At 64.4% G+C, this 22,304-nt stretch carries 20 protein-coding genes and 1 riboswitch; of the genes, 16 read left to right on the forward strand and 4 right to left on the reverse strand.

All coding sequences use genetic code 11. The annotated features are described in order from the left end of the window. Positions 1-42: 42 nt before the first annotated feature. The gene (locus tag LZ012_RS18295) at positions 43-1,749 is read right to left on the reverse strand and encodes a diguanylate cyclase domain-containing protein (protein WP_275712366.1); all 1,707 of its coding nucleotides are present in this window, start codon (positions 1,747-1,749) and stop codon (positions 43-45) included. Positions 1,750-1,914: 165 nt separating this feature from the next. Here LZ012_RS18295 and LZ012_RS18300 point away from each other — a divergent pair, with 165 nt between their 5' ends. From LZ012_RS18300 to LZ012_RS18315, 4 genes are all read left to right on the forward strand, one after another. After that, the gene (locus LZ012_RS18300) at positions 1,915-2,487 is read left to right on the forward strand and encodes a pseudouridine synthase (RefSeq protein ID WP_275712367.1); all 573 of its coding nucleotides are present in this window, start codon (positions 1,915-1,917) and stop codon (positions 2,485-2,487) included. Continuing rightward, a complete protein-coding gene (locus tag LZ012_RS18305; RefSeq protein WP_275712368.1) occupies positions 2,484-2,927 on the forward strand; it encodes a DUF192 domain-containing protein in 444 nt (147 codons plus the stop codon). The genes LZ012_RS18300 and LZ012_RS18305 overlap by 4 nt, the downstream gene beginning before the upstream one ends. Then, positions 2,927-3,457, forward strand: a complete 531-nt coding sequence (locus tag LZ012_RS18310; RefSeq protein WP_275712369.1) for a chorismate--pyruvate lyase family protein — start codon at positions 2,927-2,929, stop codon at positions 3,455-3,457. Before LZ012_RS18305 ends, LZ012_RS18310 begins: the two co-directional genes overlap by 1 nt. Before the next feature lie 156 nt (positions 3,458-3,613). Next, positions 3,614-3,711, forward strand: a riboswitch (cyclic di-GMP riboswitch). An 8-nt stretch (positions 3,712-3,719) separates the two neighbouring features. Next, complete coding sequence (locus LZ012_RS18315; protein ID WP_275712370.1) at positions 3,720-4,283, forward strand: hypothetical protein; 564 nt, start codon at positions 3,720-3,722, stop codon at positions 4,281-4,283. 201 nt (positions 4,284-4,484) lie between these two features. Here LZ012_RS18315 and LZ012_RS18320 read toward each other — a convergent pair whose 3' ends face one another. From LZ012_RS18320 to xseA, 3 genes are all read right to left on the reverse strand, one after another. Beyond that, positions 4,485-7,604 carry a PAS domain S-box protein gene (locus tag LZ012_RS18320; protein WP_275712371.1) on the reverse strand — a complete coding sequence of 1,040 codons (3,120 nt, stop codon included), beginning with the start codon at positions 7,602-7,604 and terminating at the stop codon, positions 4,485-4,487. Positions 7,605-8,034: 430 nt separating this feature from the next. Further along, complete coding sequence (locus LZ012_RS18325; protein ID WP_275712372.1) at positions 8,035-8,619, reverse strand: superoxide dismutase; 585 nt, start codon at positions 8,617-8,619, stop codon at positions 8,035-8,037. Between the two features lie 39 nt (positions 8,620-8,658). Then, positions 8,659-10,011 (reverse strand): exodeoxyribonuclease VII large subunit, encoded by a 1,353-nt coding sequence (xseA, locus tag LZ012_RS18330; protein ID WP_275712373.1) that lies wholly within the window; start codon positions 10,009-10,011, stop codon positions 8,659-8,661. Positions 10,012-10,294: 283 nt separating this feature from the next. Here xseA and LZ012_RS18335 point away from each other — a divergent pair, with 283 nt between their 5' ends. The 12 genes from LZ012_RS18335 to LZ012_RS18390 form a co-directional block, all read left to right on the forward strand. Next, complete coding sequence (locus tag LZ012_RS18335) at positions 10,295-10,900, forward strand: MotA/TolQ/ExbB proton channel family protein (protein WP_275712374.1); 606 nt, start codon at positions 10,295-10,297, stop codon at positions 10,898-10,900. A 3-nt stretch (positions 10,901-10,903) separates the two neighbouring features. Next, the gene (locus tag LZ012_RS18340; RefSeq protein ID WP_275712375.1) at positions 10,904-11,317 is read left to right on the forward strand and encodes an ExbD/TolR family protein; all 414 of its coding nucleotides are present in this window, start codon (positions 10,904-10,906) and stop codon (positions 11,315-11,317) included. Continuing rightward, positions 11,317-12,318 carry a tetraacyldisaccharide 4'-kinase gene (lpxK, locus tag LZ012_RS18345; protein ID WP_275712376.1) on the forward strand — a complete coding sequence of 334 codons (1,002 nt, stop codon included), beginning with the start codon at positions 11,317-11,319 and terminating at the stop codon, positions 12,316-12,318. The genes LZ012_RS18340 and lpxK overlap by 1 nt, the downstream gene beginning before the upstream one ends. After that, positions 12,299-12,475, forward strand: a complete 177-nt coding sequence (locus tag LZ012_RS18350) for a Trm112 family protein (protein ID WP_275712378.1) — start codon at positions 12,299-12,301, stop codon at positions 12,473-12,475. Before lpxK ends, LZ012_RS18350 begins: the two co-directional genes overlap by 20 nt. Then, positions 12,475-13,260, forward strand: a complete 786-nt coding sequence (kdsB, locus tag LZ012_RS18355) for a 3-deoxy-manno-octulosonate cytidylyltransferase (RefSeq protein ID WP_275712379.1) — start codon at positions 12,475-12,477, stop codon at positions 13,258-13,260. The genes LZ012_RS18350 and kdsB overlap by 1 nt, the downstream gene beginning before the upstream one ends. 73 nt (positions 13,261-13,333) lie before the next feature. Further along, positions 13,334-13,987 carry an adenylate kinase gene (adk, locus tag LZ012_RS18360; protein WP_275712380.1) on the forward strand — a complete coding sequence of 218 codons (654 nt, stop codon included), beginning with the start codon at positions 13,334-13,336 and terminating at the stop codon, positions 13,985-13,987. Positions 13,988-13,997: 10 nt separating this feature from the next. After that, positions 13,998-15,257: a 6-phosphofructokinase gene (locus tag LZ012_RS18365; protein ID WP_275712381.1), complete on the forward strand. Its 1,260-nt coding sequence runs from the start codon at positions 13,998-14,000 to the stop codon at positions 15,255-15,257. Positions 15,258-15,284: 27 nt separating this feature from the next. Then, positions 15,285-17,339, forward strand: coding sequence for a sodium-translocating pyrophosphatase (locus LZ012_RS18370; RefSeq protein ID WP_275712382.1), 2,055 nt, complete (start codon positions 15,285-15,287; stop codon positions 17,337-17,339). Between the two features lie 145 nt (positions 17,340-17,484). Further along, a complete protein-coding gene (locus tag LZ012_RS18375) occupies positions 17,485-19,626 on the forward strand; it encodes a type I secretion system permease/ATPase (protein WP_275712383.1) in 2,142 nt (713 codons plus the stop codon). Next, complete coding sequence (locus LZ012_RS18380) at positions 19,623-21,038, forward strand: HlyD family type I secretion periplasmic adaptor subunit (RefSeq protein WP_275712384.1); 1,416 nt, start codon at positions 19,623-19,625, stop codon at positions 21,036-21,038. Before LZ012_RS18375 ends, LZ012_RS18380 begins: the two co-directional genes overlap by 4 nt. After that, the gene (locus LZ012_RS18385; protein WP_275712385.1) at positions 21,038-21,658 is read left to right on the forward strand and encodes a helix-turn-helix transcriptional regulator; all 621 of its coding nucleotides are present in this window, start codon (positions 21,038-21,040) and stop codon (positions 21,656-21,658) included. The genes LZ012_RS18380 and LZ012_RS18385 overlap by 1 nt, the downstream gene beginning before the upstream one ends. A gap of 119 nt (positions 21,659-21,777) precedes the next feature. Continuing rightward, positions 21,778-22,304 (forward strand): retention module-containing protein (locus tag LZ012_RS18390; RefSeq protein ID WP_275712388.1); only part of this gene is annotated, 527 nt, incomplete at its 3' end.

The raw sequence follows: 22,304 nt of genomic DNA on the forward strand, positions 1-22,304 counted from the left end.
TCCGTGGCGCTGCTGGCTGGCGGGCACCGATAACGGCCTGTCTCAGGTTGCCGGCAACCAGCATTCCGTGTAGCGGCCGCCGGCGTAATAGCGGTAGGTGTGCTTGCCGGCCTCCTTGGCCCGGTACATCGCCAGGTCGGCCGCCTTGACCAGTTCGCCGGCATTTTCAGCATCGTCCGGGTAAATGCTGATGCCGACGCTGGCCGATACCTGCAGATCGTGTCCGGCGAACGGGACCGGCTTGCCCAGCAGGTCGACCAGTTTGCCGGCCACCATGCCGGCATGTTCGCGGTTGGCCAGATAGCGCAGGACGACCAGGAATTCGTCGCCGGCCAGACGGGCGACCAGATCACTTTCACGCGTTCCGGCCTGCAGGCGCAGCGCCGTTTCGCGCAACACGTTGTCGCCGGCGTCGTGGCCGTAGGCATCGTTGACCGCCTTGAAGCCGTCGAGATCGACGAAGAGCAGCGCGATGATTTCCCGGCTGCGCCGGGCGTCGGTGATCATCTGGTCGAGCCGGTGGCTGAGCAGGCGGCGGTTGGCCAAGCCGGTCAGCGCGTCATAGTTGGCCTGGTGCCAGATGCTGGCTTCCGTCGCCTTGCGCTGGGTGATGTCGGCAAAGTTCACCACGGCGCCCGCCGTGCCGTCGCCGTCGATCGGATCGAGGCGGACTTCGACATGGAAGGGCGTGCCGTCGGCCCGGGCGAAAACGCAGTCGTCGCTGTGCAGGCTCTGACCCAGGCGCAGCGCTTCATGCAACTGCTGATTGGGCGCGGCGTCCGGGGTGATCAGGTCGAGGATGGGCCGGCCGAGCATGGTGTCGGCCTGCTTCAGCCCCAGCAGGCGCTGGGCGACCGGATTGATGAAGGTGCATTCGCCGTTGGCGGCCAGCCCGAAAATGCCGTTGCCGGAGGCGTCCATCAGCAGGCGCAAGCGGATTTCCGCCTGCCGGCGCTCCACCACTTCGCGGCGCAATTCGCTGGTGCGCAGTTCCACCAGCGCTTCCTGTTCGTCCTTGGCCCGTCCCAGGGCCAGCACCTGCTCCCGCCAGCGTGCCAGGGCAAACAGCGTCAAGGCAGCCACCAGCAGCCAGCCGACCAGATGCACGAGGACCGAATTACGCTTCTGCACACGCAGCGGTTCGACAAACGGCGCGGTATCGAGGGTGACGCTGATGCCGCCCCGGATATCGCCCACCCTGTAGCCCTGCTTGGCATGGCAGTCGAGACAGGCTTGCCGGGTGACCAGCGGTGCCATGAAACGGGCGACGGTCCGCCCGCCGATCTGCACCAATTCGGCCCGGTCTTTGCCACCGCGTTCGAAGTCCTGCAGCGCGGCGGTTTCCCAGGCATCAGCCAGATTTCCCGGATTGATCGGCTTGAGGCTGGTCATATGGACCTGAACGCCGGTCAGTTCGCGCACCGTGGCGGTAACCTGGCGCGTCATGTAGGCCGGGTTGAGCAAAGTCAGGCGCATGCCGTTGAGCGTTTCGACGTCGCGGTCCGGCACGTCGAGGTAGGGATTGGGCGGGGTGTCCTCGGTTATCTTGGCATAAACGCCACCGTGCCGGGCATTCCACAGGCGCATGGCGTCCATCATGTGGAACACCTCGCGGCCCTGGCTGGTGCTCAGTTCGAGCACCTGGCGCTGGATCGCGAACAGGTTCCAGGCCAGCGACGAGGCCACGATGGCGCTCCACAAGGCCAGTGGAACGAGCCAGTAACGGCGGTCAAGGAGAAACCTGTTCATGCTGCACCGGAGATACGGCCGGAAGATCGGCTGGTGACTATCTAAGCAGAAAGGCGTAGTCAGTGCAATAATTTTGTTGATTTTGATGTTTTATCAATGGCCGGCGGTCTACGGCCGATAGCAAATATCGGCGAAAATCGCGCTTTATCGTTTCCGTCTGCCGCCGTGTCCACCATCGTTTGCCTCAACAAGCCTTACGGCGTCCTCAGCCAGTTCACGCCGGAAGGCAAGTGGCGGGCCCTGGACGAGTTCATCCCGGTCAAGGGCGTTTACGTCGCCGGCCGGCTCGACGCCGACAGCGAAGGCCTGCTCATCCTGACCGACGACGGCAAGTTGCAGGCCAGGATCTCCGATCCGAAGCACAAGCTGGAAAAAACCTATTGGGCGCAGGTTGAGGGCGTGCCGGACGAAGCGGCGCTGGACCGGCTGCGGGCCGGGATCGAACTGTCCGATTTCACCGCCCGGCCGGCCAAGGTACGGCGCATCGACGAACCGCCCGGCCTCTGGCAGCGCGATCCGCCGATCCGTTACCGGGCGGCGATTCCGACGGCGTGGCTGGAAATCCGCATTTCAGAAGGCAAGAACCGCCAGGTCAGGCGCGTGACGGCCGCCATCGGGTATCCTACGCTGCGCCTGATCCGGGCCGCCATCGGCGCCCTGTCGCTGGATGGCCTAGGGCTCGGGCAATGGCGCCGGATCGACGGCGACTACCAGGATTTGCAAGGAAAAATCGAATGAACAAGACAGTGATCGCCCTGTTGGCCGGGCTGGCCGCGAGCGGCGCCGCCTGGGCGCAGAACGCGATGCCGATGATGGAACTGATGGCCGGTTTCCACCGCATCGAAGCCGAAGTGGCGGCGACCGACCAGAACCGCCAGGTCGGCCTGATGAACCGCAAGGCCATGCCGCCGCAGCATGGCATGCTCTTCGTGTTCGACCATGAAAACACCCATTGCATGTGGATGCGCAATACGCTGCTGCCGCTGTCGGTGGCCTTCATGGACGCTGGCGGCACCATCATCAATATCGAAGACATGCAGCCGCAGACCGAAGACAACCACTGCGCCCGCCGGCCGGCCCGTTTCGCGCTGGAGATGAACCTCGGCTGGTTCGCCCAGCGCGGCATTAAGCCGGGTATGAAACTGGGCGGCATGGACAAGGCGCCGCGTCCGCGCTGATGAAGCGTAGCAAGTGGCAGTCACGCCTGTCCGGCGATTCCTGCGACCCGATACTGCGTTCCTGGCTGCTTGAACCCGATTCGCTGACGGCGCGCTGCCAGCGCTCCTGTTCGACCTTCCGCGTGCGCCTGTTGCGCTACGGCAAGGGCCGGGCTCTGGCCGACGAGTCGGCGGGCGGTGCGGTGGGGCGCAACCTGGCCTGGGTGCGCGAAGTCGCCCTCGAATGCGACGGCACACCGGTCATCTTCGCCCATACCACCCTGGCGACCACGGGACATGGCCGACTGACGCGCTGGATGGCACGCCTCGGCTCCCGCTCGCTCGGTTCGCTGCTGTTTGCCTATCCGGGATTCCGCCGCGGGCGGATCGAGTTTTTGCGGCTCGACCGGCGCCATCAGCTCTATCAGCGGGCAGCGGCCTTGTGCGCACCGCCGCCGGTGCTGTGGGCGCGCCGATCGCTTCACCGGCTGGGCAAGCAACAGGTCCTGGTGACCGAGGTTTTTCTTCCAAGCATACGCCTACTTGGTTAGGCCTCGGTTAAGCACAAATAGGCCAAAAGGCCTAGCGCAACGCCAGATTTTTGAGTTGACACAAATCAAATATTTGATAAAAATTAAGTCGAGTGTGGTTTATTTGTCAAAATCACCAGAGGGGGATAGGCGTAGTCGCAAGGCGTGTCTGTTCTGATCCGTAAATGGCACACCCGACCGAAAGGCGGGGTCGCAAAGTCACCGGTCTACCGGGAGAAGCCACGGCTTCCCCCCACGACAGCGGGATTGCCGGAGATTGTCCATGGACGCATTTCGCCATGTTGTGCACCACTTTCTGATGGTGGTCCTGCTTGCCGTTTCCGGCGCCTGTTCAGCCGAGTTCGCCAATCCCGTTGCCGAAGGAACACGCTGGGCCTGCTGGTATTCTCCCGCCCATCTGACCGTGCAGTGCCTGCTGACGCGTGCCCCCGAGAACGATCATCTGCAGCGTGCCGCCGAAGTTGCCAGCCGTATCGACCGCCGCTTGCCGGCCCTGGTCAAGATGATCTGGGGCAGTCCCGAGAAACTGGCCGGTACCCACATCAGCATTCCGCTGATGAACGTTCCTTTTAAAATGACTTTCGTTAGCGTGCTGGCCAAGTCGGTCATGTGTGGCTCGCGGCTCGACTGCTCGGTGCATTTCGACGGCAATGCTGACGGCATGGCGCCGGTCCGGGCGGCGGCGCTGGAGTCGGGCAGCAGCGAAGCCGAGGTGATGGCCGAAATGAATGCTCAGGGACTCAAACTGGCGCAGGCGGAAGCCGAACCGCGCTATGTCGAACCGGCACCGGTCAAGAAGGTGCGGCGCGGCATGTTCGCCGGCTAACGAGCTGACCGATAGAGAGTTCTCCGCCCGCTGCGGCGCCAGGCCGGGAGCAAAAACATGGGGAGCGCACGGCTCCCCATGTTTTTGGGCTTTACCGATTCTGCCGTCGGCGTAGTTTCGTGGCGGCACTCCTGCTGTGCCATCGGTTGACTGCCCCATGGCCGCGGCGCGCCGTGAAGGATCGACGCCGTACGCCTGAAATCAAGGCCTGAGCAGGGCGCTGCGCAGCGTTTCGATCAGCTCATCCGGGCTGCTCGGCTTGGCGAGAAAGCCGGTCATCCCCGAGGCTTCAGCCAGTTGCCGGGTTTGGGGCTCGACATCGGCGGTCAGTGCGATGATCGGCACCTTGTTCATGCCCGGAATCAGGCGGATCTTCCGGGTCGTCTCCAGGCCGTTCAGCCCGGGCATCTGGATGTCCATGAAAATCAGGTCGTAATTGGTCGTGGTGGCCATCATGATGGCCGTGTTGCCGTCGCCGGCTTCGTCCACCGCGACATCGACTTCGGTGAGGATTTCCTGGATGACCAGTCGGTTGATCGGTTCGTCATCGACGACCAGCACCCGGCTGCCGAGCAGGGAGGCGGGAGATTCGACTTCTCCGGCGTCACCGGCCGGGGCGGGCGTGGCGCCGGCTACGTCGACCTCGAGTTCGACCCAGAAGGTGCTGCCCTGGCCCGGCTGGCTGACGACGCCGACGTCGCCGCCCATCATCCGTGCCAGCCGGCGGCAGATGGTCAGGCCGAGCCCGGTGCCGCCATAGCGGCGGGTGCGCGAGCCGTCGAGCTGCTCGAAGGCTTCGAAGATGTTGGCCTGGCGGTCGGCCGGAATGCCGATGCCGGTGTCGTTCACGGCGAAGCGCAGGCGGAGTTTTTCGTCGCGTATCGAAAGGATTTCGGCGCTGACCTCGATGCCGCCATGATGGGTGAATTTCACCGCATTGCCGACCAGGTTGATCAGGATCTGTTCGATGCGCAGGCCGTCGCCGAACAGGCAGGGAGGGAGCCGGCTGTCTACGGTATAGCTCAGTCCCTTCTGGCGGGCGGCGTCGGCGCAGGTCGCCTCGAGTTTGGCCCAGAGGGCGACGGTTTCGAACAGCGCCGGTTCGATGACGACCTTGCCGGCTTCGATCCGCGACACCTCCAGCACGTCGGAGACCACTTCGTGCATGTGCTGGGCGGCGATCAGCATCTTGTTCAGGTAGGCCGTATGCGCCGGATCGCTCAGTCGCTTGGCGAGGATGAAGCCGAGGCCGATGATGCCGTGCAGCGGGGTGCGCAGTTCGTGGCTCATGTTGGAGAGAAAATCGCTGCGCGCCTGGGCGAGCCGGTGGGCCGCAGCCAGTGCTTCCTCGCGCGCCGCGTCGTTGGCCTTGCGTTCGCTGATGTCGCGGGCAAAGCCGACGGTGCCGAGCACCGTGCCGTCCTCGTCGAATACCGGCGTCTTGTAGGTTTCTATCCAGGTGCGCTGCTCGTTGTTGCCGTGCTGCTCCTCGAGGACGCGGGGCGTGCCGAGGCGCATGATTTCGAGGTCGTCGTTGTGGTACTTGTCGGCGAGGTCGGCGGGGAAGATGTCGTGGTTGGTCAGGCCGACGATCTCCTCCGGGGTCCGGCCGCAGGCTTCGACACTGATCTTGTTAGCCGCCAGGTAATGGCCGCCGGTATCCTTGAGCCAGACCAGGAAGGGGAAGTTGTCGATCAGGGCGCGCAGATAGCGGGTCTGCTGCCGCAACTCGGCGGTGCGGGCGGCCACCAGGTCTTCCAACTGGGCGCGGTGCACTTCCAGGGCCTGGCGGGCGGCGTGCAGTTCGCTGATGTCGCGGCTGCTGACCACCACGCCCTCCACCTTGTCGCCGTGCCGGAAGCAGCGGTATTCGGTGTCCAGCATCTGTAGCCGGCCGTCCGTCATGCGCCGCTCGGAGACATAGCGCAAGTCCTCGCCGGCCATGGCCCGTGCCAGATAGGGGGCAATCCGGGCATGGTTTTCCGCATCCATCGTCGTCGCCACCGTGCATCCCTGCATGGCTGCCGGCGCCATGCCGAGCCACGCCGCATAGGCCGGATTGACCAGCCGGTAGCGCTGTTCGCAATCGATGAAGGCGAGCATGTCGCCCGAGGTGCGCACCACCTGGGCGTAGCGTTCGAGCTGCAGTTGCGCTTCGTGCCGCAGGCTGAGGTCGACCATGCTGACGATGATCTGCAGTTCGCCGGCGCAATAATCCGGCCCCAGGCTGATTTCGGCCGGGAATGCGCTGCCGTCGCGGCGCAGGCCGGTCAGTTCCCGGCCGCTGCCCATCGGGCGGGGTTTCGGGTCATCCAGAAAGGCTTGGAAGTGGCTCCGGTGCATGGTCCGCAGGTGCTCGGGCAACAGTGCTTCGAGGGGCACGCCGAGCAGACCGCCGGCACCGTAGCCGAGCATTTTGTCGGCGCTGTGATTGGCCTGACGAATGATGCCGGTGCTATCGATCAGCATCATGGCGTCCGGCGCGTTCTCGAAAATCAGGTGGGTGCGCCGTTCGCTCTCGCGCAGGGCGCGTTCGGTCGCCAGCCGGCGCTGGTCCTGCTCGGCTGAAGAGAAGACCAGGCTGAGGCTGGTGGCCAGCTCCTCCAGCCAGCGGGTTTCGTCGTCGCCGAAACGGCCCGCTTCGCCGGCAAAGAAGGCAATCGCGCCGCCGACGCCATCCACGCCGTGGATCGGCAAGATCAGCAGACTGCGGCAGCCGGCGCTTAGGGCGGCTTGCTGCCAGCGGGAGGGCGCCGCCCGGCGCAGGTCGGCACAGGCATGGGGCTGGCCGTGCAGCAGAGGGCCAGCCATCGGCGCCGGCCATTCTTCGCTGGAATCAAAGAGGGTGGCCAGTTCGTCCGGTCCGGCGTGGCCGAGGCGGGTGAACTGCCGGCTTCCCGCCTCCAGTTGGCCGACCCAAATAAGGCGGAAGCCGCATTCGGCAGTCGCGTTGCGGCAGACGGCGGAAATCAGCTCGGGCAGTTCCTGGCGGCGCAGTACGGCCCGGCTGATCTCGTCTTGCAGGCGCAGCATGCGATTGACCCCCTGCATGTGGGCCATGCGGCGCTGGAGCTGGGTCTGCGCCAGACGGATCAGGCCATAGACCAGGCACGCCGAAAGCAGGACGTAGCCCCAGCCTTTGTAGGTCTGATAGGTAGTCAGTTCGGATGGGTCGCGGCTGACCGCGGCCAGCAGTTGGTCGCTGTAGTAGATCCACAGGGCACCAGCCACGGCATAAAGGGCGGCCAGCAAGGCGGCGAGCCGCTGGCTGGCGATATGGGTCTTCAGGCGGCCCATGCCGACTACGCTGCCGAGCGGCAACAGGCCAGCCGGCAGACTCCGGTCGTGCGTTTCGAACGAAGATGAATCATGGAATGTGCCCCCCAGCGATTCCGTTTTATCGCCCACCCTCAGGCGACGCGTGGGGCGCAGGATACGACATGGCCGGCCCGGGAGCCAGCCTTTTGCCGTCGGCAATCGGGGCCAGAAATCAGGTGAATGCTGGTGCCATGAGTCCATTGCCATGGCCGGATGCGACAGTCATTCCGGCTTGCCGCGTTCACGCTGGCGACAGAGGCAGGCAGCAGGCCGTTATCGGCGTGGGGCGCTGGGTCAGAGGGCCGGCAGACGATGCAGGGAGCGTCGCTTCTATGCCGTCAGTACCGCCTGGCGGCGACCGGGCAAAAAACGGGGAGCACACGGCTCCCCATTCGTTTTTCGGGAATCTGGTTCCCGGGTAAAACTGCCGGTCTTAGGCGAAGTTGGCTTCGACGAAGGACCAGTTGACCAGCGAGGCGAGGAAGGTTTCGACGAACTTCGGACGCAGGTTGCGGTAGTCGATGTAGTAGGCGTGTTCCCAGACGTCGACGCAGAGCAGGGCCTTGTCGCCGGTGGTCAGCGGGGTGCCGGCGGCGCCCATGTTGACGATGTCGACCGAACCGTCGGCCTTCTTGACCAGCCAGGTCCAGCCGGAACCGAAGTTGCCGACGGCGGAAGCCTGGAAGGCGGCCTTGAAGGCGTCCAGGGAACCCCACTTGGCATCGATGGCGGCAGCCAGGGCGCCGGTCGGGGCACCGCCGCCGTTCGGCTTCATGCAGTTCCAGAAGAAGGTGTGGTTCCAGACCTGGGCTGCGTTGTTGTAAACGCCGCCGGCCGGGGCCTTCTTGACGATGGCTTCGAGGTCGAGGTTTTCGTACTCGGTGCCCTTGATCAGGTTGTTCAGGTTAACCACGTAGGCATTGTGGTGCTTGCTGTAGTGGTAGTCGAAGGTCTCGGCCGACATGTGCGGGGCGAGGGCATCCTTGGCGTACGGCAGCGGGGGCAGTTGATGTTCCATTGGTATTCTCCGTTGTATTTGAGGGGTGAAACGAAAATTCTAGTCAGCTTCCAGCGTGGCGACAACCTGCTCGACCCTGGCCGTCGCCGCGCCGCGGGCAAAGCTCAGGTTGAGGGTGTCGCCGGGAGTCAATTCGTTGGCGTTGCGGACCGCGCGGCCATCCGGACCGATGACGAGTGTATAGCCACGTTGCAATACGGCATGCGGGTCCAGTTGCTTCAGACTGCTGGCGAGCCCATTTAGTTTCCCGGAATATTCGGAAATGCGCCATTCCACCTGCTTGTCCAGCCGGTAGCGGGCATGCTCCAAGAGGCTGCCCAGGCGATCAGGACGGGGGCGGGCGCCGCTCTGCCGTTGATTCAGGGCCTCGGCCAGCAGCCGCGAACGGTCGATCTTGGCGTGCACGGCGCGCTGCAATTGCAGGCCGAGCGCCGCGACGTCCTGCTGGCGCTGGCGGAGGCGCTCGGCGGGATGGACTAGGCGGGCGCTCAGCCAGTCCAGCCGTTGCTGGTGATCGGCCAGGGTACGCGCGGTGCGCCGCTGCAACTGGCTGTCCAGGCGCTCGAGATGGGCGAGCAGGCCATCGCGGTCGCGGCTGACCAGTTCGGCGGCGGCGGTCGGCGTCGGGGCGCGCAGGTCGGCCGCGAAGTCGGCTATGGTGAAGTCGGTTTCATGGCCGACGCCGGAAACGACCGGGATTTTCGTGGCGCGAATGGCGCGGGCGACGCATTCCTCGTTGAACGACCACAGGTCCTCGATGCTGCCACCGCCCCGGCACAGGATGATGGCATCGCAATCGCCGGTCCCGGCCCGGGCGAGCGCCTCGGCGATCTTCAGGCCGGCGCCTTCGCCCTGCACCGGCGCCGGGTAGATGCTGATCCGCAAGTGCGGCGCCCGCCGGTGCAGCGTGGTCAGCACGTCGCGCAGTGCGGCGGCCTGCAGGCTGCTGACGATGGCCACGCGGCGGGGAAAGGCGGGCAGTGGCCGTTTGGCTTCGGCAGCGAACAGGCCTTCGGCTTCGAGTTGTGCCTTCAGCTTGAGAAAACGCTCGAACAGGTCGCCTTGGCCGGCGCGCCGGATGGCCTCGATGTTGAGCTGGAATTCGCCGCGCGGCTCGTAAAAGGAGACCAGTGCCCGGGCTTCGATCTTCTGACCGTTCTCCAGGCGCCAGCCGAGCAACTGGGCCCGATTGCGCCACATCACGCAGCGCACCTGGGCCGAGCTGTCCTTCAGCGAGAAATAGACATGGCCCGATGCGGCATAGGTCAGGTTGGATATTTCGCCGCCCACCCAGGTGAGCGGAAAAGTGGATTCCAGGCAGTCGCGCACCAGGCGATTGAGGCTGGAAACGCTGAGAACGGAATTGCCGGGGGGCGGGGTCGGATTGGGCATATTTCGATTGTACCCCGCGCTCCTCGCGAACGGTCCCGGCTTGACAGCTCAAAAATAATCTAAGTCGTTGATTTATATGTCGGCAAAACAGTGTGCCTCGTTTTTTGGCAGAGCAGGCAAAATCCTTTGCCGTAGGGGGGTTAGCGCGCTTGATGACAACTGATTCACAGACTTATCCACAGCTTTTGGGGATAAGCCGCGCAAGCGCGACATTTCGCCGCTTGCCCTGATGCGGGGGGCAGTGCAGAATTGCGGGCTAAATTTCCACCGAGGATTCCGACAAGTGATTGAAATCGTCAAGGCGGCCGGTTGGCCCATCTGGCCCCTGTTGCTGGCTTCAGTTATCTCCGTTGCCCTGATCATCGAGCGCTTGGTCGCCCTGCGCCGTAGCAAGGTTGTGCCCGCTGGCCTGTTGCAGCGTGCCGTCGGCGAGTTCAAGCGCGGCGCCAACAACGACAAGCTCCTCGAAGAGCTGGAGCGCCATTCGCCGCTCGGCCGCGTGCTGTCGTCCGGCCTGCGCAACGTCAATGCCTCGCGCGAGATCATGAAGGAATCGATCGAGGAATCCGGCAATGCCGTGTCCCACGACCTGAATCGCTATCTGACCACGCTCGGCACCATCGCCTCGATCAGCCCGCTGATGGGCCTGTTCGGCACCGTGGTCGGCATGATCGAAATCTTCGGCTCGCAATCGCCGACCGGCGCCAACCCGATGCAACTGGCGCACGGTATTTCCATCGCCTTGTACAACACCGGTTTCGGCCTGGTCATCGCCATCCCGAGCCTGATCTTCTGGCGCCACTTCCGCGCCCTGGTCGATGGCTTCGTGGTCGAGATGGAACAGCAGGCCGTCCGCCTCGTCGAGTACATGCACGGCGACCGGAAGTAAGCGATGAATTTCCAGCGCGGCCGCAGCCGGGAAGAACCGGAAATCAACCTGATTCCGATGATCGACGTCTTGCTGGTTATCATCATTTTCCTGATGCTGACCACCACCTACGCCAAGTTCTCCGGGCTGGAGATCAACCTGCCCACGGCCGATGCCAGCAAGCAGGCCGAGCAGCCCAACGAGGTCGAGGTGGCGGTGACGGCCAGCGGCCAGGTCCTGCTCAACAAGTCGCCGCTGGCGGCCACCGACGTCAAGAGCATCGCCGAAGGGCTGCGCCGGGCGGCCGGCGGCAAGGACGATCCGCTGATCGTCATCAACGCCGATGCCAAGGCGACCCACCAGAGCGTGGTGGACGTCATGCAGGCGGCGCAGACGGCAGGCTATCCACACATTTCCTTCGCCACCCAGAACCGCTGATGCTGGCGCGCTGGCTACAGCGACAATGGTTCGAACAACGCCGGCTGACGCCGGCGTTGTGGCTTTTTGCTCCCCTGGCTTGGCTGTACGCCGGCCTGGCCCGGCTCAATCGTGCCCTGGCCCAGCCGGTACGCCTGCCGGTGCCGGTCGTCGTGGTCGGCAACATTACGGTTGGTGGCGCCGGCAAGACGCCGCTGACCCTGTGGCTGGCCGGGCAGCTACGGGCGCGCGGCTGGCATCCGGGGGTGGTCAGCCGTGGCTACGGCCGCTCCGGCGATGAAGTGCGCGCGGTGCTGCCCGATTCGAAGCCGGAGGAGGTGGGCGACGAACCGCTGCTGATCGCCCGGCGGGGTGACATTCCGGTGTGGGTCGGGCGCAGCCGGGCGGCCGCCGGCGAGGCCTTGCTGGCCGCGCATCCGGAGGTCGATGTCGTGCTCTGCGACGACGGCCTGCAGCACTATGCGCTGGCCCGCGACGTCGAACTGGCGGTGTTCGACGCGCGCGGTACCGGCAATGGCTGGCGCCTGCCGGTCGGACCGCTGCGCGAGTCTTTGTCCCGCCTGCGCTCGGTCGATGCCGTGGTGGCCAATGGCGTACCGGCCGAGGCCTTGTCGGCGCCGGTTCCGGTATTCGAGATGCGCCTGCGGCCCGGTGGTTTTTATCGTCTGGGCGATCCCGCTCAGACGTGCGCCGCCGACGCCTTGCGGACGCGCGGTCGCTTGCATGCCTTGGCCGGCATCGGCCATCCGGAGCGCTTTTTCACCACGCTGGCCGGCTTGGGGCTGGCCTGCGAAACGCACCCGTTTCCGGATCATCACCGCTACGTGCAGTCCGACCTTGTCTTTGCCGACGGCGGCGTCCTGCTGATGACCGAGAAGGATGCAGTAAAATGCCGGGATCTGCAGGCGGGCGAGGCTTGGGTCTTGCCTGTCGAGGCCGAGCTGTCGCCGGCCCTTATTGATCACATTGTGGAGAAACTCCGTGGACGCCAGGTTGCTTGATATTCTCGTCTGCCCGATTTGCAAGGGTAATCTCGAACACCGCAAGACCGAAAAGGAGTTGGTCTGCAAGCCGTGCAAGCTGGCTTTCCCGATCCGCGACGATATCCCCATCATGCTCGAAGACGAGGCGCGTCAGCTGACGGCGGACGAGCAGTAATGTCCGGGCTGGCCTTCAAGGTCGTCATTCCGGCGCGCTACGCTTCCACCCGCCTGCCGGCCAAGCCGCTGCTCGACCTCGGCGGCAAGCCGATGGTGGTGCGGGTCGCCGAGCGGGCCCGACTGTCCGGCGCCGAGGAAATCTGGGTGGCCACCGATCATCCGGAAGTCCGCGCCGCTGCCGAGGCGCACGAAGTGGCCGCCGTGATGACGCGCAGCGACCATGCCACCGGCACCGATCGCCTGGCCGAGGTGGTCGAGCAGCGCGGCTGGGGTAGCGACACGATCATCGTCAATGTGCAGGGCGACGAGCCGTTGATCGAGCCGGAGGTCATCCTGCAGACGGCGCGCCAGTTGGCGGCCAGCGGCGCCGACATCGCGACGGTGGCGCATCCGATCACCGATGCGGCCGATTTTTTCAATCCGAACGTGGTCAAGGTCGTTTGCCGGGCCGACGGCGATGCCGCCTATTTTTCCCGGGCGCCGATTCCGTACGCCCGCGATCACTTCGCCAGCGAGGGCGGCGGCAAAACCTTGCCGGCTAATTTTCCGGCCTATCGCCACGTCGGTTTGTACGCCTATCGGGCCAGCTTTCTGAAGGCCTATGCCGGCCTTTCGGTGGCGCCGACCGAGCTGTTCGAATCGCTCGAACAGCTGCGCGCTTTATGGCATGGCTATCGTATCAGCGTGACGCTGATCGACGCTGCGCCGGCCCCCGGCGTCGATACGCCGGAGGATGCCGAACGGATGCGCAAACTGTTTGACCGTGCCGGAAATAGCGAGTAATTTCCAAATCTCCAACGGCCGCCACGACGGCCGACTACAAGAAATTCCGAGTCAAAAACCAGAGGGACTATTCATGAAGTTGATTTTGTTGGGCGCTCCGGGCGCCGGTAAGGGAACGCAGGCTACTTTCATCAGCAAAGAGTTCGGCATTCCGCAAATTTCCACCGGCGACATGCTGCGCGCCCAGGTCAAGGCCGGCACGGCACTCGGCCTCGAAGCCAAGAAGCACATGGACGCGGGCGGCCTGGTGCCGGACGCCGTCATCATCGGCATGGTCAAGGATCGCCTGACCCAGGACGACTGCAAGAACGGTTACCTGTTCGACGGTTTCCCGCGCACCATTCCGCAGGCTCAGGCCATGAAGGACGCCGGCGTGCCGATCGAATACGTGCTCGAAATCGACGTGCCGGACAGCGACATCGTCACCCGCATGGCCGGTCGCCGTGCCCACCTGGCTTCCGGCCGCACCTACCACGTCGTGTTCAACCCGCCGAAGGTCGAAGGCAAGGACGACGTGACCGGCGAGCCGCTGGTCCAGCGTGACGACGACAAGGAAGAAACGGTCAAGAAACGCCTGGAAATCTACCATTCGCAAACCAAGCCGCTGGTCGACTTCTACAGCAAATGGGCGGCCGAAGGCGATGCCAAGGCGCCGAAGGTACGCAAGGTTGCCGGCGTCGGCAACGTCGATGCGATCACCAAGAGCGTTTTCGACGCCTTGAAATAAGGAGCAACAGATGGCGGCGAAGAATGCCTTCTACGCACAGTCAGGGGGCGTTACCGCCGTTATCAATTCGACGGCGTGCGGACTGATCCAGGAAGCACGCCGCCATCCCGACCAGATCGGGAAAGTCTACGCCGGGCGCGACGGCATCATCGGCGCCCTGACCGAAGACCTGATCGATACCAGCCTCGAAACCGACGAGGACATTGCCCGCCTGCGCCATACGCCGGGCGGCGCCTTCGGTTCCTGCCGCTACAAGCTGAAGAGCCTTGAACAACACAAGGCCCAGTACGAACGCCTGATCGAGGTCTTCAAGGCGCACGACATCGGCTATTTCTTCTACAACGGCGGCAACGATTCCATGGATACGGCCTGGAAGGTGTCGCAGATCGCCGAGAAGATGGGCTATCCAGTGGTGTGCGTCGGCGTGCCGAAGACGGTCGACAACGACCTGCCGCATACCGATTGCTGCCCGGGTTTCGGTTCGGTCGCCAAGTACGTCGCGACCTCGATCCGCGAAGCGGGGTATGACGTCGCCTCGATGGCGCGCACCTCGACCAAGATTTTTGTGCTCGAAGTGATGGGCCGCCACGCCGGCTGGATCACCGCCGCCTGCGGTCTGGCTTCCGGCAATGCCGGCGAACCGCCGCACATCCTGCTGTTCCCGGAAGTGCCATTTGACCCAGAGCGCTTCCTCGCCCGTGTCGACGAATGCGTCAAGCAGTATGGCTACTGCACGGTCGCCGTTTCGGAAGGGCTGTCGGACGCTGCCGGAAAGCTGATCGCCGAGTCCGGCACCAAGGACGCCTTCGGGCACTCGCAGCTGGGCGGTGTCGGGCAGGTCGTCGCGCAGTTGATCAAGGACAAGTTGGGCTACAAGTATCACTGGGCGCTCGCCGATTACCTGCAGCGTGCGGCCCGCCACCTGGCCTCGAAGACCGATATCGAGCAGGCGCACGCCTTGGGTGTCGCCGCCGTCAATCTGGCCTTGCAGGGCAAGAACGCCGTGATGGCGACCGTCGAGCGGCTGGCCGACCGGCCGTATCGCTGGCAGATCGGCGACGCGCCGCTGGCCGAGATCGCGAACGTCGAACGCAAGATGCTGCCGGAATTCATTTCGGCGGACGGTTTCCACATTACCGAGGCTTGCAGGACTTACCTGCAGCCGTTGATCGAAGGCGAAGAGCCGCCGCCGTACCGCAATGGACTGCCGGATTACATCCGGCTGAAGAACATCGCGGTGCCCAAGAAGCTGGAGGCATTCGCCATCTGATTTTTGTTCGTCACTGAGGGGAGAGTAATGAGTACAGCGTTGTTACTGGCACTCGGATGTGCCGTGTTGGCAGTCCTGTATGGCTGGATCTCCAGCCAACAGATCCTCGCGTTGCCGGCCGGCAACGAACGCATGCAGCAGATCGCGAAAGCTGTCCAGGAAGGCGCGGGCGCCTACCTGAGCCGACAGTACAAGACCATCGCCATCGTCGGCATCATTCTCTTCCTCGTCATCGGCCTGGTCCCCAAGCTGGGCTGGCTGACCGCCTTCGGCTTCCTGATCGGCGCCGTGCTATCCGGCGCGGCCGGCTTCATCGGCATGAACGTTTCGGTCCGCGCCAATGTGCGCACGGCCGAAGCGGCCCGCGGCGGCATCGCCCCGGCCCTGGCCGTGGCCTTCAAGGGCGGCGCCATCACCGGCATGCTGGTCGTCGGTCTCGGCCTGCTCGGCGTGGCCGGCTACTTCGCCTTCCTCAAGTCCACAATCGGCGGTGGCGACCTGCACCACGTCATCGAACCGCTGGTCGGTCTGGCCTTCGGTTCCTCGCTGATTTCCATCTTCGCCCGTCTCGGCGGCGGCATCTTCACCAAGGGGGCCGACGTCGGTGCCGACCTGGTGGGCAAGGTCGAAGCCGGCATTCCGGAAGACGATCCGCGCAATCCGGCGGTCATTGCCGACAACGTCGGCGACAACGTCGGCGACTGCGCCGGCATGGCGGCCGACCTGTTCGAGACCTATGCGGTAACCGTGGTGGCGACCATGGTGCTGGCGGCGCTGACCATCAAGCAGTTTACCGGCTTGGGTGAAAACCTGGTGCTCTACCCGCTGGCTCTGGGCGGCGTCTCGATCATCGCCTCGATTGTCGGTTGCATGTTCGTCAAGGCGACCGAAGGCGGCAAGATCATGGCCGCCCTCTATCGCGGCTTGATCGTAGCCGGTGTGTTGGCGCTGGTCGCCTACTACCCGATCACCTCCTGGCTGATCGGGGCCGGTGATGCAGCGGCCAAGATCACCACGATGTCGATGTTCGGCTGTTCGATCGTCGGCCTGGTGCTGACCGCCGCGCTGGTCTGGATCACCGAGTATTACACCGGTACCGACTACGCCCCGGTCAAGCACGTTGCGTCGTCGTGCCAGACAGGACATGCAACCAACATCATCGCCGGCATCGGTATTTCCATGAAGGCCTGTGCCTGGCCGGTACTGTCGGTTTGTGTGGCGATCTACGCCGCCTACGCCATGGGCGGCCTGTTCGGCATTGCCATCGCGGCAACCTCGATGTTGTCGATGGCCGGTATCGTCGTCGCGCTCGACGCCTACGGTCCGATCACCGACAACGCCGGCGGCATTGCCGAAATGGCTGAATTGCCGAAGGAAGTGCGCAACGTCACCGATCCGCTCGATGCCGTCGGCAACACCACCAAGGCGGTGACCAAGGGCTATGCCATCGGCTCGGCCGGCCTGGCTGCGCTGGTGCTCTTCGCCGATTACACGCACGGCCTTGAAGCGGCCGGCCTGACCAACATTTCCTTCGACCTGTCGAATCACATGGTGATCATCGGCCTCTTCATCGGCGGCCTGATTCCCTACCTGTTCGGTGCCATGGCCATGGAAGCGGTCGGTCGTTCGGCCGGCGCCGTGGTTATGGAAGTGCGCCGCCAGTTCAAGGAAATTCCCGGCATCATGGAAGGGACGGCCAAGCCGGACTATTCCCGCGCTGTCGACATGCTGACCGCGGCGGCGATCAAGGAAATGATGATTCCGTCCATCCTGCCGGTCGCCGTTCCCATTGTCGTCGGCCTGGTACTCGGCCCGCAGGCGCTCGGCGGCCTGCTGGTCGGCACCATAGTCACCGGCCTGTTCGTCGCCATTTCGATGACCACGGGTGGCGGCGCCTGGGACAACGCCAAGAAGTACATCGAGGATGGCAACTTCGGCGGCAAGGGGTCCGAGGCGCACAAGGCGGCGGTGACCGGCGATACCGTCGGCGATCCGTATAAAGATACGGCCGGCCCGGCGGTCAATCCACTGATCAAGATCATCAACCTGGTGGCCTTGCTGATCGTGCCGCTGATGGCCTGATTCTTTCCGGCTGAAGCGAGAAAAGGCGGCCGCGGCCGCCTTTTTGCATTGTTTTGACTTCTCTTTTTATGAAGCCGCGCTAAAATCCCAAAAATCACAAGGGAGCGGCATGAGCGAGGATACAAGCGGGTCCACAGGGATAGGCGTGGCAGGTTTGCGGGAAGACATCCTGCATCATGACCCGTTGCTGGACTGCCTGGTCGAGTTGACCCGCGTGCATGGGCGCCCCAGTACGCGGGCGGCGCTGGTCTCCGGACTGCCGCTCGACAAGGGCGTCCTGTCCCCCTCGCTGTTCGCCCGGGCGGCGAGCAGAGCCGGCCTGTCGGCCAAGGTCAGCCGTCGCGCCCTGGATCGTATCGATGCCGCACTGCTGCCGGCCGTGCTCTTGCTGGCCGGCGAAGAGGCCTGCGTCCTGCTCGGCTGGGACGACTCGGGACAGAACGCCCGCCTGCTTTTCCCGGAAACCGGGCAGGGCACGGTCCAGATGACGCGGGAGGCGCTGGGCGCACGGTACACCGGCATCGCCATCTTCGCCCGGCCGCATTTCCGCTTCGACAGCCGCACGCCGCAGATCGGCGATATCAAGCTGCGCCACTGGTTCTGGGGCACCCTGGCCGATCAGTGGCCGGTCTATCGCGACGTGCTGGGGGCGGCGCTGCTCATCAACCTGTTGGCCTTGGCCATGCCGCTGTTCTCGATGAACGTGTATGACCGGGTGGTGCCGAACCGGGCCATGGAAACCCTGTGGGTGCTGGCATTGGGGGTGATCCTGGTGATTGGCGTGGACATGGCGCTGCGCCTGCTGCGCGGTTATTTCCTCGATCTGGCCAGCGCGCGGATCGACATGCAGTTGTCGGCACGGATCATGGAACGGGTGCTCGGGGTGCGTATGGAAGCACGGCCGGCCGCAGTAGGAGCGTTTTCGTCCAACCTGCGCTCCTTCGAGTCGGTGCGCGACTTCATCACCTCGGCATCGGTGACCGCCTTTATCGACCTGCCTTTTGCCTTCATTTTCGTGCTGGTCATCAGCTTGATCGCCTGGCAACTGATCGTGCCGGTCCTGCTGGCGCTGGTCGTCGTGGTCATTTACGCCTACGTGTTGCAGCACAAGATGCACGCCCTGTCGGAAACGACCTACCGGGCGTCGGCCCAGCGCAATGCGACGCTGATCGAAAGCCTGACGGCGCTGGAAACGATCAAGACGCAGGGCGCCGAGGGCGTCATGCAGTCGAAGTGGGAAAAGACGGTTTCCTTCGTCGCCCGCGTCAATAACCAGATGCGCTTCCTGTCCGCGGCGGCGACCAACGGCGCCGCGGAAATCCAGCAGATCGTCAATGTCGTGGTGATCATTGCCGGCGTGTACCTGATCGCCGACGGCAAGCTCAGCATGGGCGGCCTGATTGCCTGCACCATGCTGACTTCGCGCGCGGTGGCGCCGCTCGGCCAGATGGTCGGCCTGCTGATGCAGTATCACAATGCCAAGGTGGCACTGGCCTCACTCGAACAGATCATGAACAACCCGATCGAGCGGCCGGGCGAAGCCAACTTTGTCCATCGGCCGGAACTGCGCGGCGATATCGAGTTCCGCGATGTCCAGTTCAGCTACCCCAATTCCCAGGTTGCCGCCTTGAAGGGGCTGAACTGCAAGATTCACGAAGGCGAGAAGGTGGTGGTCATCGGTCGCGTCGGTTCCGGCAAGACCACCTTGCAGAAGCTGCTGCTTGGTCTCTATCTGCCCACCGAGGGGGCGGTCAGCATCGACGGCGTCGATCTGCGCCAGCTTGACCCGGCCGACTTGCGGCGCAATATCGGTTATGTCGCGCAGGACCTGACGCTGTTCTACGGGACGCTGCGCGAGAACATCGCCATTGGCGCGCCGTACGCCGACGACGCCGCCATCGTCGCGGCGGCCGAGGCGGGCGGACTGACCGAGTTCGTCAATCGGCACCCGGACGGCTTCGACATGATGATCGGCGAGCGCGGCGATTCGCTGTCCGGCGGTCAGCGCCAGGGCGTGGCCATTGCGCGTGCCTTCCTGATGGACCCGCCCATCCTGCTGCTCGACGAACCGACCAGCGCGATGGACTTTTCCTCCGAGCAGCAGTTCAAGGAGCGGCTGCGCAAGACGGCGGCCCACAAGACCGTGCTGATCGTGACCCATCGCAACAGCCTGCTCGACCTGGCGACCCGGGTCATCGTCGTCGATGACGGCAAGATCGTCGCCGACGGGCCGCGCGACCAGGTCATCCAGGCCCTGCAGAGCGGCCGGGTGGGGAGGGCTGCATGAGCCGCCTGAAAACCATCGCCGGTACCCTCCACGCCTGGCTGGAAAAAACCGCTCAGCGCAGTGCGCCGCATGTCGAAAAAGTCCTTGGCCGGTTGCCCAATCGGGAGGAAATCGAAGTCGTCGATTTCGCCACCGACGCCGATCTCGCCATCCTGCGCCAGGAGCCGCTGCGCGCGCGCGTGCTGTTGCGCTCGATCGGTATCGTCTTTGCGGTCTTCGTGCTGTGGGCGGCCTTTGCCCAGCTGGACGAGGTGACGCGCGGTGACGGCAAGGTCATTCCGTCGCGCCAGATACAGGTGCTGCAGAGCATAGACGGCGGCCTGGTCTCGGAAATCCTGGTCAGGGAAGGCGAGGTCGTCCAGGCCAATCAGTTGCTGATCAAGATCGACGAGACGCGCTTCGTTTCCTCGGTCAAGGAAAACCAGGCGCAATATCTCGGCCTGGTCGCCAAATCCGCCCGCCTGAAGGCCATTTCCGACGGCAAGCCCTTCGTGCCGCCGGCCGAGGTGGTCAAGGTGGCGCCCGAGATCGTCGCCCAGGAGCGCCAGTATTACGAGGCGAAGACCGACGAAATGAACGCCGCGGTATCCATCGCCCGCCAGCAGCTCGCCCAGCGCCACCAGGAGCTCAACGAGGCGCAAGCCAAGCGGGCGCAGGCCTCGCAAGGCTATGACCTGACCTCGCGGGAACTGGCGGTGACCAAGCCGCTGATCAATTCGGGCGCCGTTTCGGAGGTCGAGATCCTGCGCCTGGAGCGCGATGTGTCGCGCTATCGCGGCGAGCGCGACATGGCGTCGGCGCAGATTTCGCGGGTCCAGGCGGCGATCAACGAGGCGCAGCGCAAGATCGAGGAGGTCGAGCTGACCTTCCGCAACGACGCCAGCAAGGAATTGTCCGAAACGACCGCCAAGCTCAACAGCCTGGCCGAAGGCAGCGTCGCGCTGTCCGACCGCGTCAAGCAGTCGTCGATCCGTTCGCCGGTCAAGGGCACGGTCAAGCGCCTGCTGGTCAATACCGTCGGCGGCGTTGTGCAGCCAGGCAAGGACATGATCGAAATCGTGCCGCTGGAAGACACGCTGCTGCTCGAAGCGCGGGTCTTGCCGCGCGACATCGCCTTTCTGCGCCCGGGGCAGCCGGCCATGGTCAAATTCACCGCCTATGATTTCTCGATCTACGGCGGCCTCGAGGGGACGCTCGAGCACATCGGCGCCGACTCGGTGATGGACGAGAAGGGCAATGCCTTCTATACGGTGCGGGTGCGGACCAACAAGGCGGGCTTCGGCGACGCCAACCTGCCGATCATTCCCGGCATGGTGGCCGAGGTCGATATCCTGACCGGCAAGAAAAGCGTGCTGACCTACCTGATGAAGCCGGTGCTGCGCGCCAAGAGCGTGGCGATGACGGAGCGTTGATGAATCATTGCTTCGTTGATCGGGATCTGATCCCGATGCCGAGCTGGCTGGATGCTTTTCCCAAGGCCCGGCTCATGCGCCGGGAAAGCCTGAGCCTGCTGCCCAACGGCGAGCCGGTGATCCTGTGGGTGCGCTTTCGGTCCGGTGAGAAGCTCGAGTCGGTGTTGCCGTCGGCGGCGCTGGAGCCGTGGCAACTCCTGGTCCTGCTTGCCGACGAACCAGACGACGACGTCATCACCGATGCCCTGGCGCTGGGCGCTTCCGGCTGCTGCAATACCCATGCGGCGGCCGAGGTTCTGCAACAGGTGGCGCTGGTCGTCGAGAACGGCGGCCTGTGGGTCGGGCAGTCCCTGTTGCGTCGGCTGGTCGGCGGAACGTCAAGAGCGTTGGCTGCACGCAGCGAACAACGGCCGCCGCGCGTCGATTGGGCGACCGTATTGTCCGAGCGCGAAGTCCAGGTCGCCCGCCTGGTCGCCGGCGGCGCCAGCAACCGCGAGGTGGCCGAGCAATTGGCTATCACCGAGCGGACGGTCAAGGCACATCTGTCGGCCATTTTCGAAAAGCTCGGCCTGCGTGACCGCCTGCAACTCTCGTTGCGCATCAACGGCGTGCAGGTTTGACGTAGAAACGTCGATTTGTTCACGCTTTTTTGCCATAACTGTACTTTGGTTCAATAGCCCGCCGCCGCGCCGCTCCCTACACTCTGCTAATTGCTAATTAGTGTGTGGAGTGGTTCGTCATGGCTCAAGCCCCAATCATCGCCAAGGTTTCCGTTCTGTCCGGTCAGGCCTATGCCCGCGACAGTGCCGGCAACACGCGCCGCCTGAAGTTGGGCGATGCGATCCGCGAGGGTGAGAGCGTGGTCGCCGGGCAGGGCGCCAATGTCGTTCTGGCCCTGGTTGATGGTCGCGAAATGACCGTGCGTCCGGGCGAAACGGCGAAGATCGACGCCGAGGTAGTCGCCGCTGTCATGCCGGATGGGTCGGACAGCGCGGTGGTCAACAATCCGCAAGACTTCCAGAAAATCACCCAGGCCCTCCAGTCCGGGGCCAGCCTCGACGACCTGCTCGAAGACACCGCAGCCGGTGCCGGTCCGCAGGGCGGCAACGAAGGGCATACCTTCATCGAATTCCTGCGCATCGTCGAGTCCGTCGATGCGCAGGCCTACCAGTTCGCCGGCGACCGCGCCCGCCCGATCGACCTCGCCGAAGCCGCCCCGTTGATCGCCGGCACCGCGGGCACTACCGAAGCGGCGGTTGCTGCCGG

Source organism: Dechloromonas hankyongensis, from assembly GCF_022012295.1.
Taxonomy (GTDB): Bacteria; Pseudomonadota; Gammaproteobacteria; order Burkholderiales; family Rhodocyclaceae; genus Azonexus; species Azonexus hankyongensis.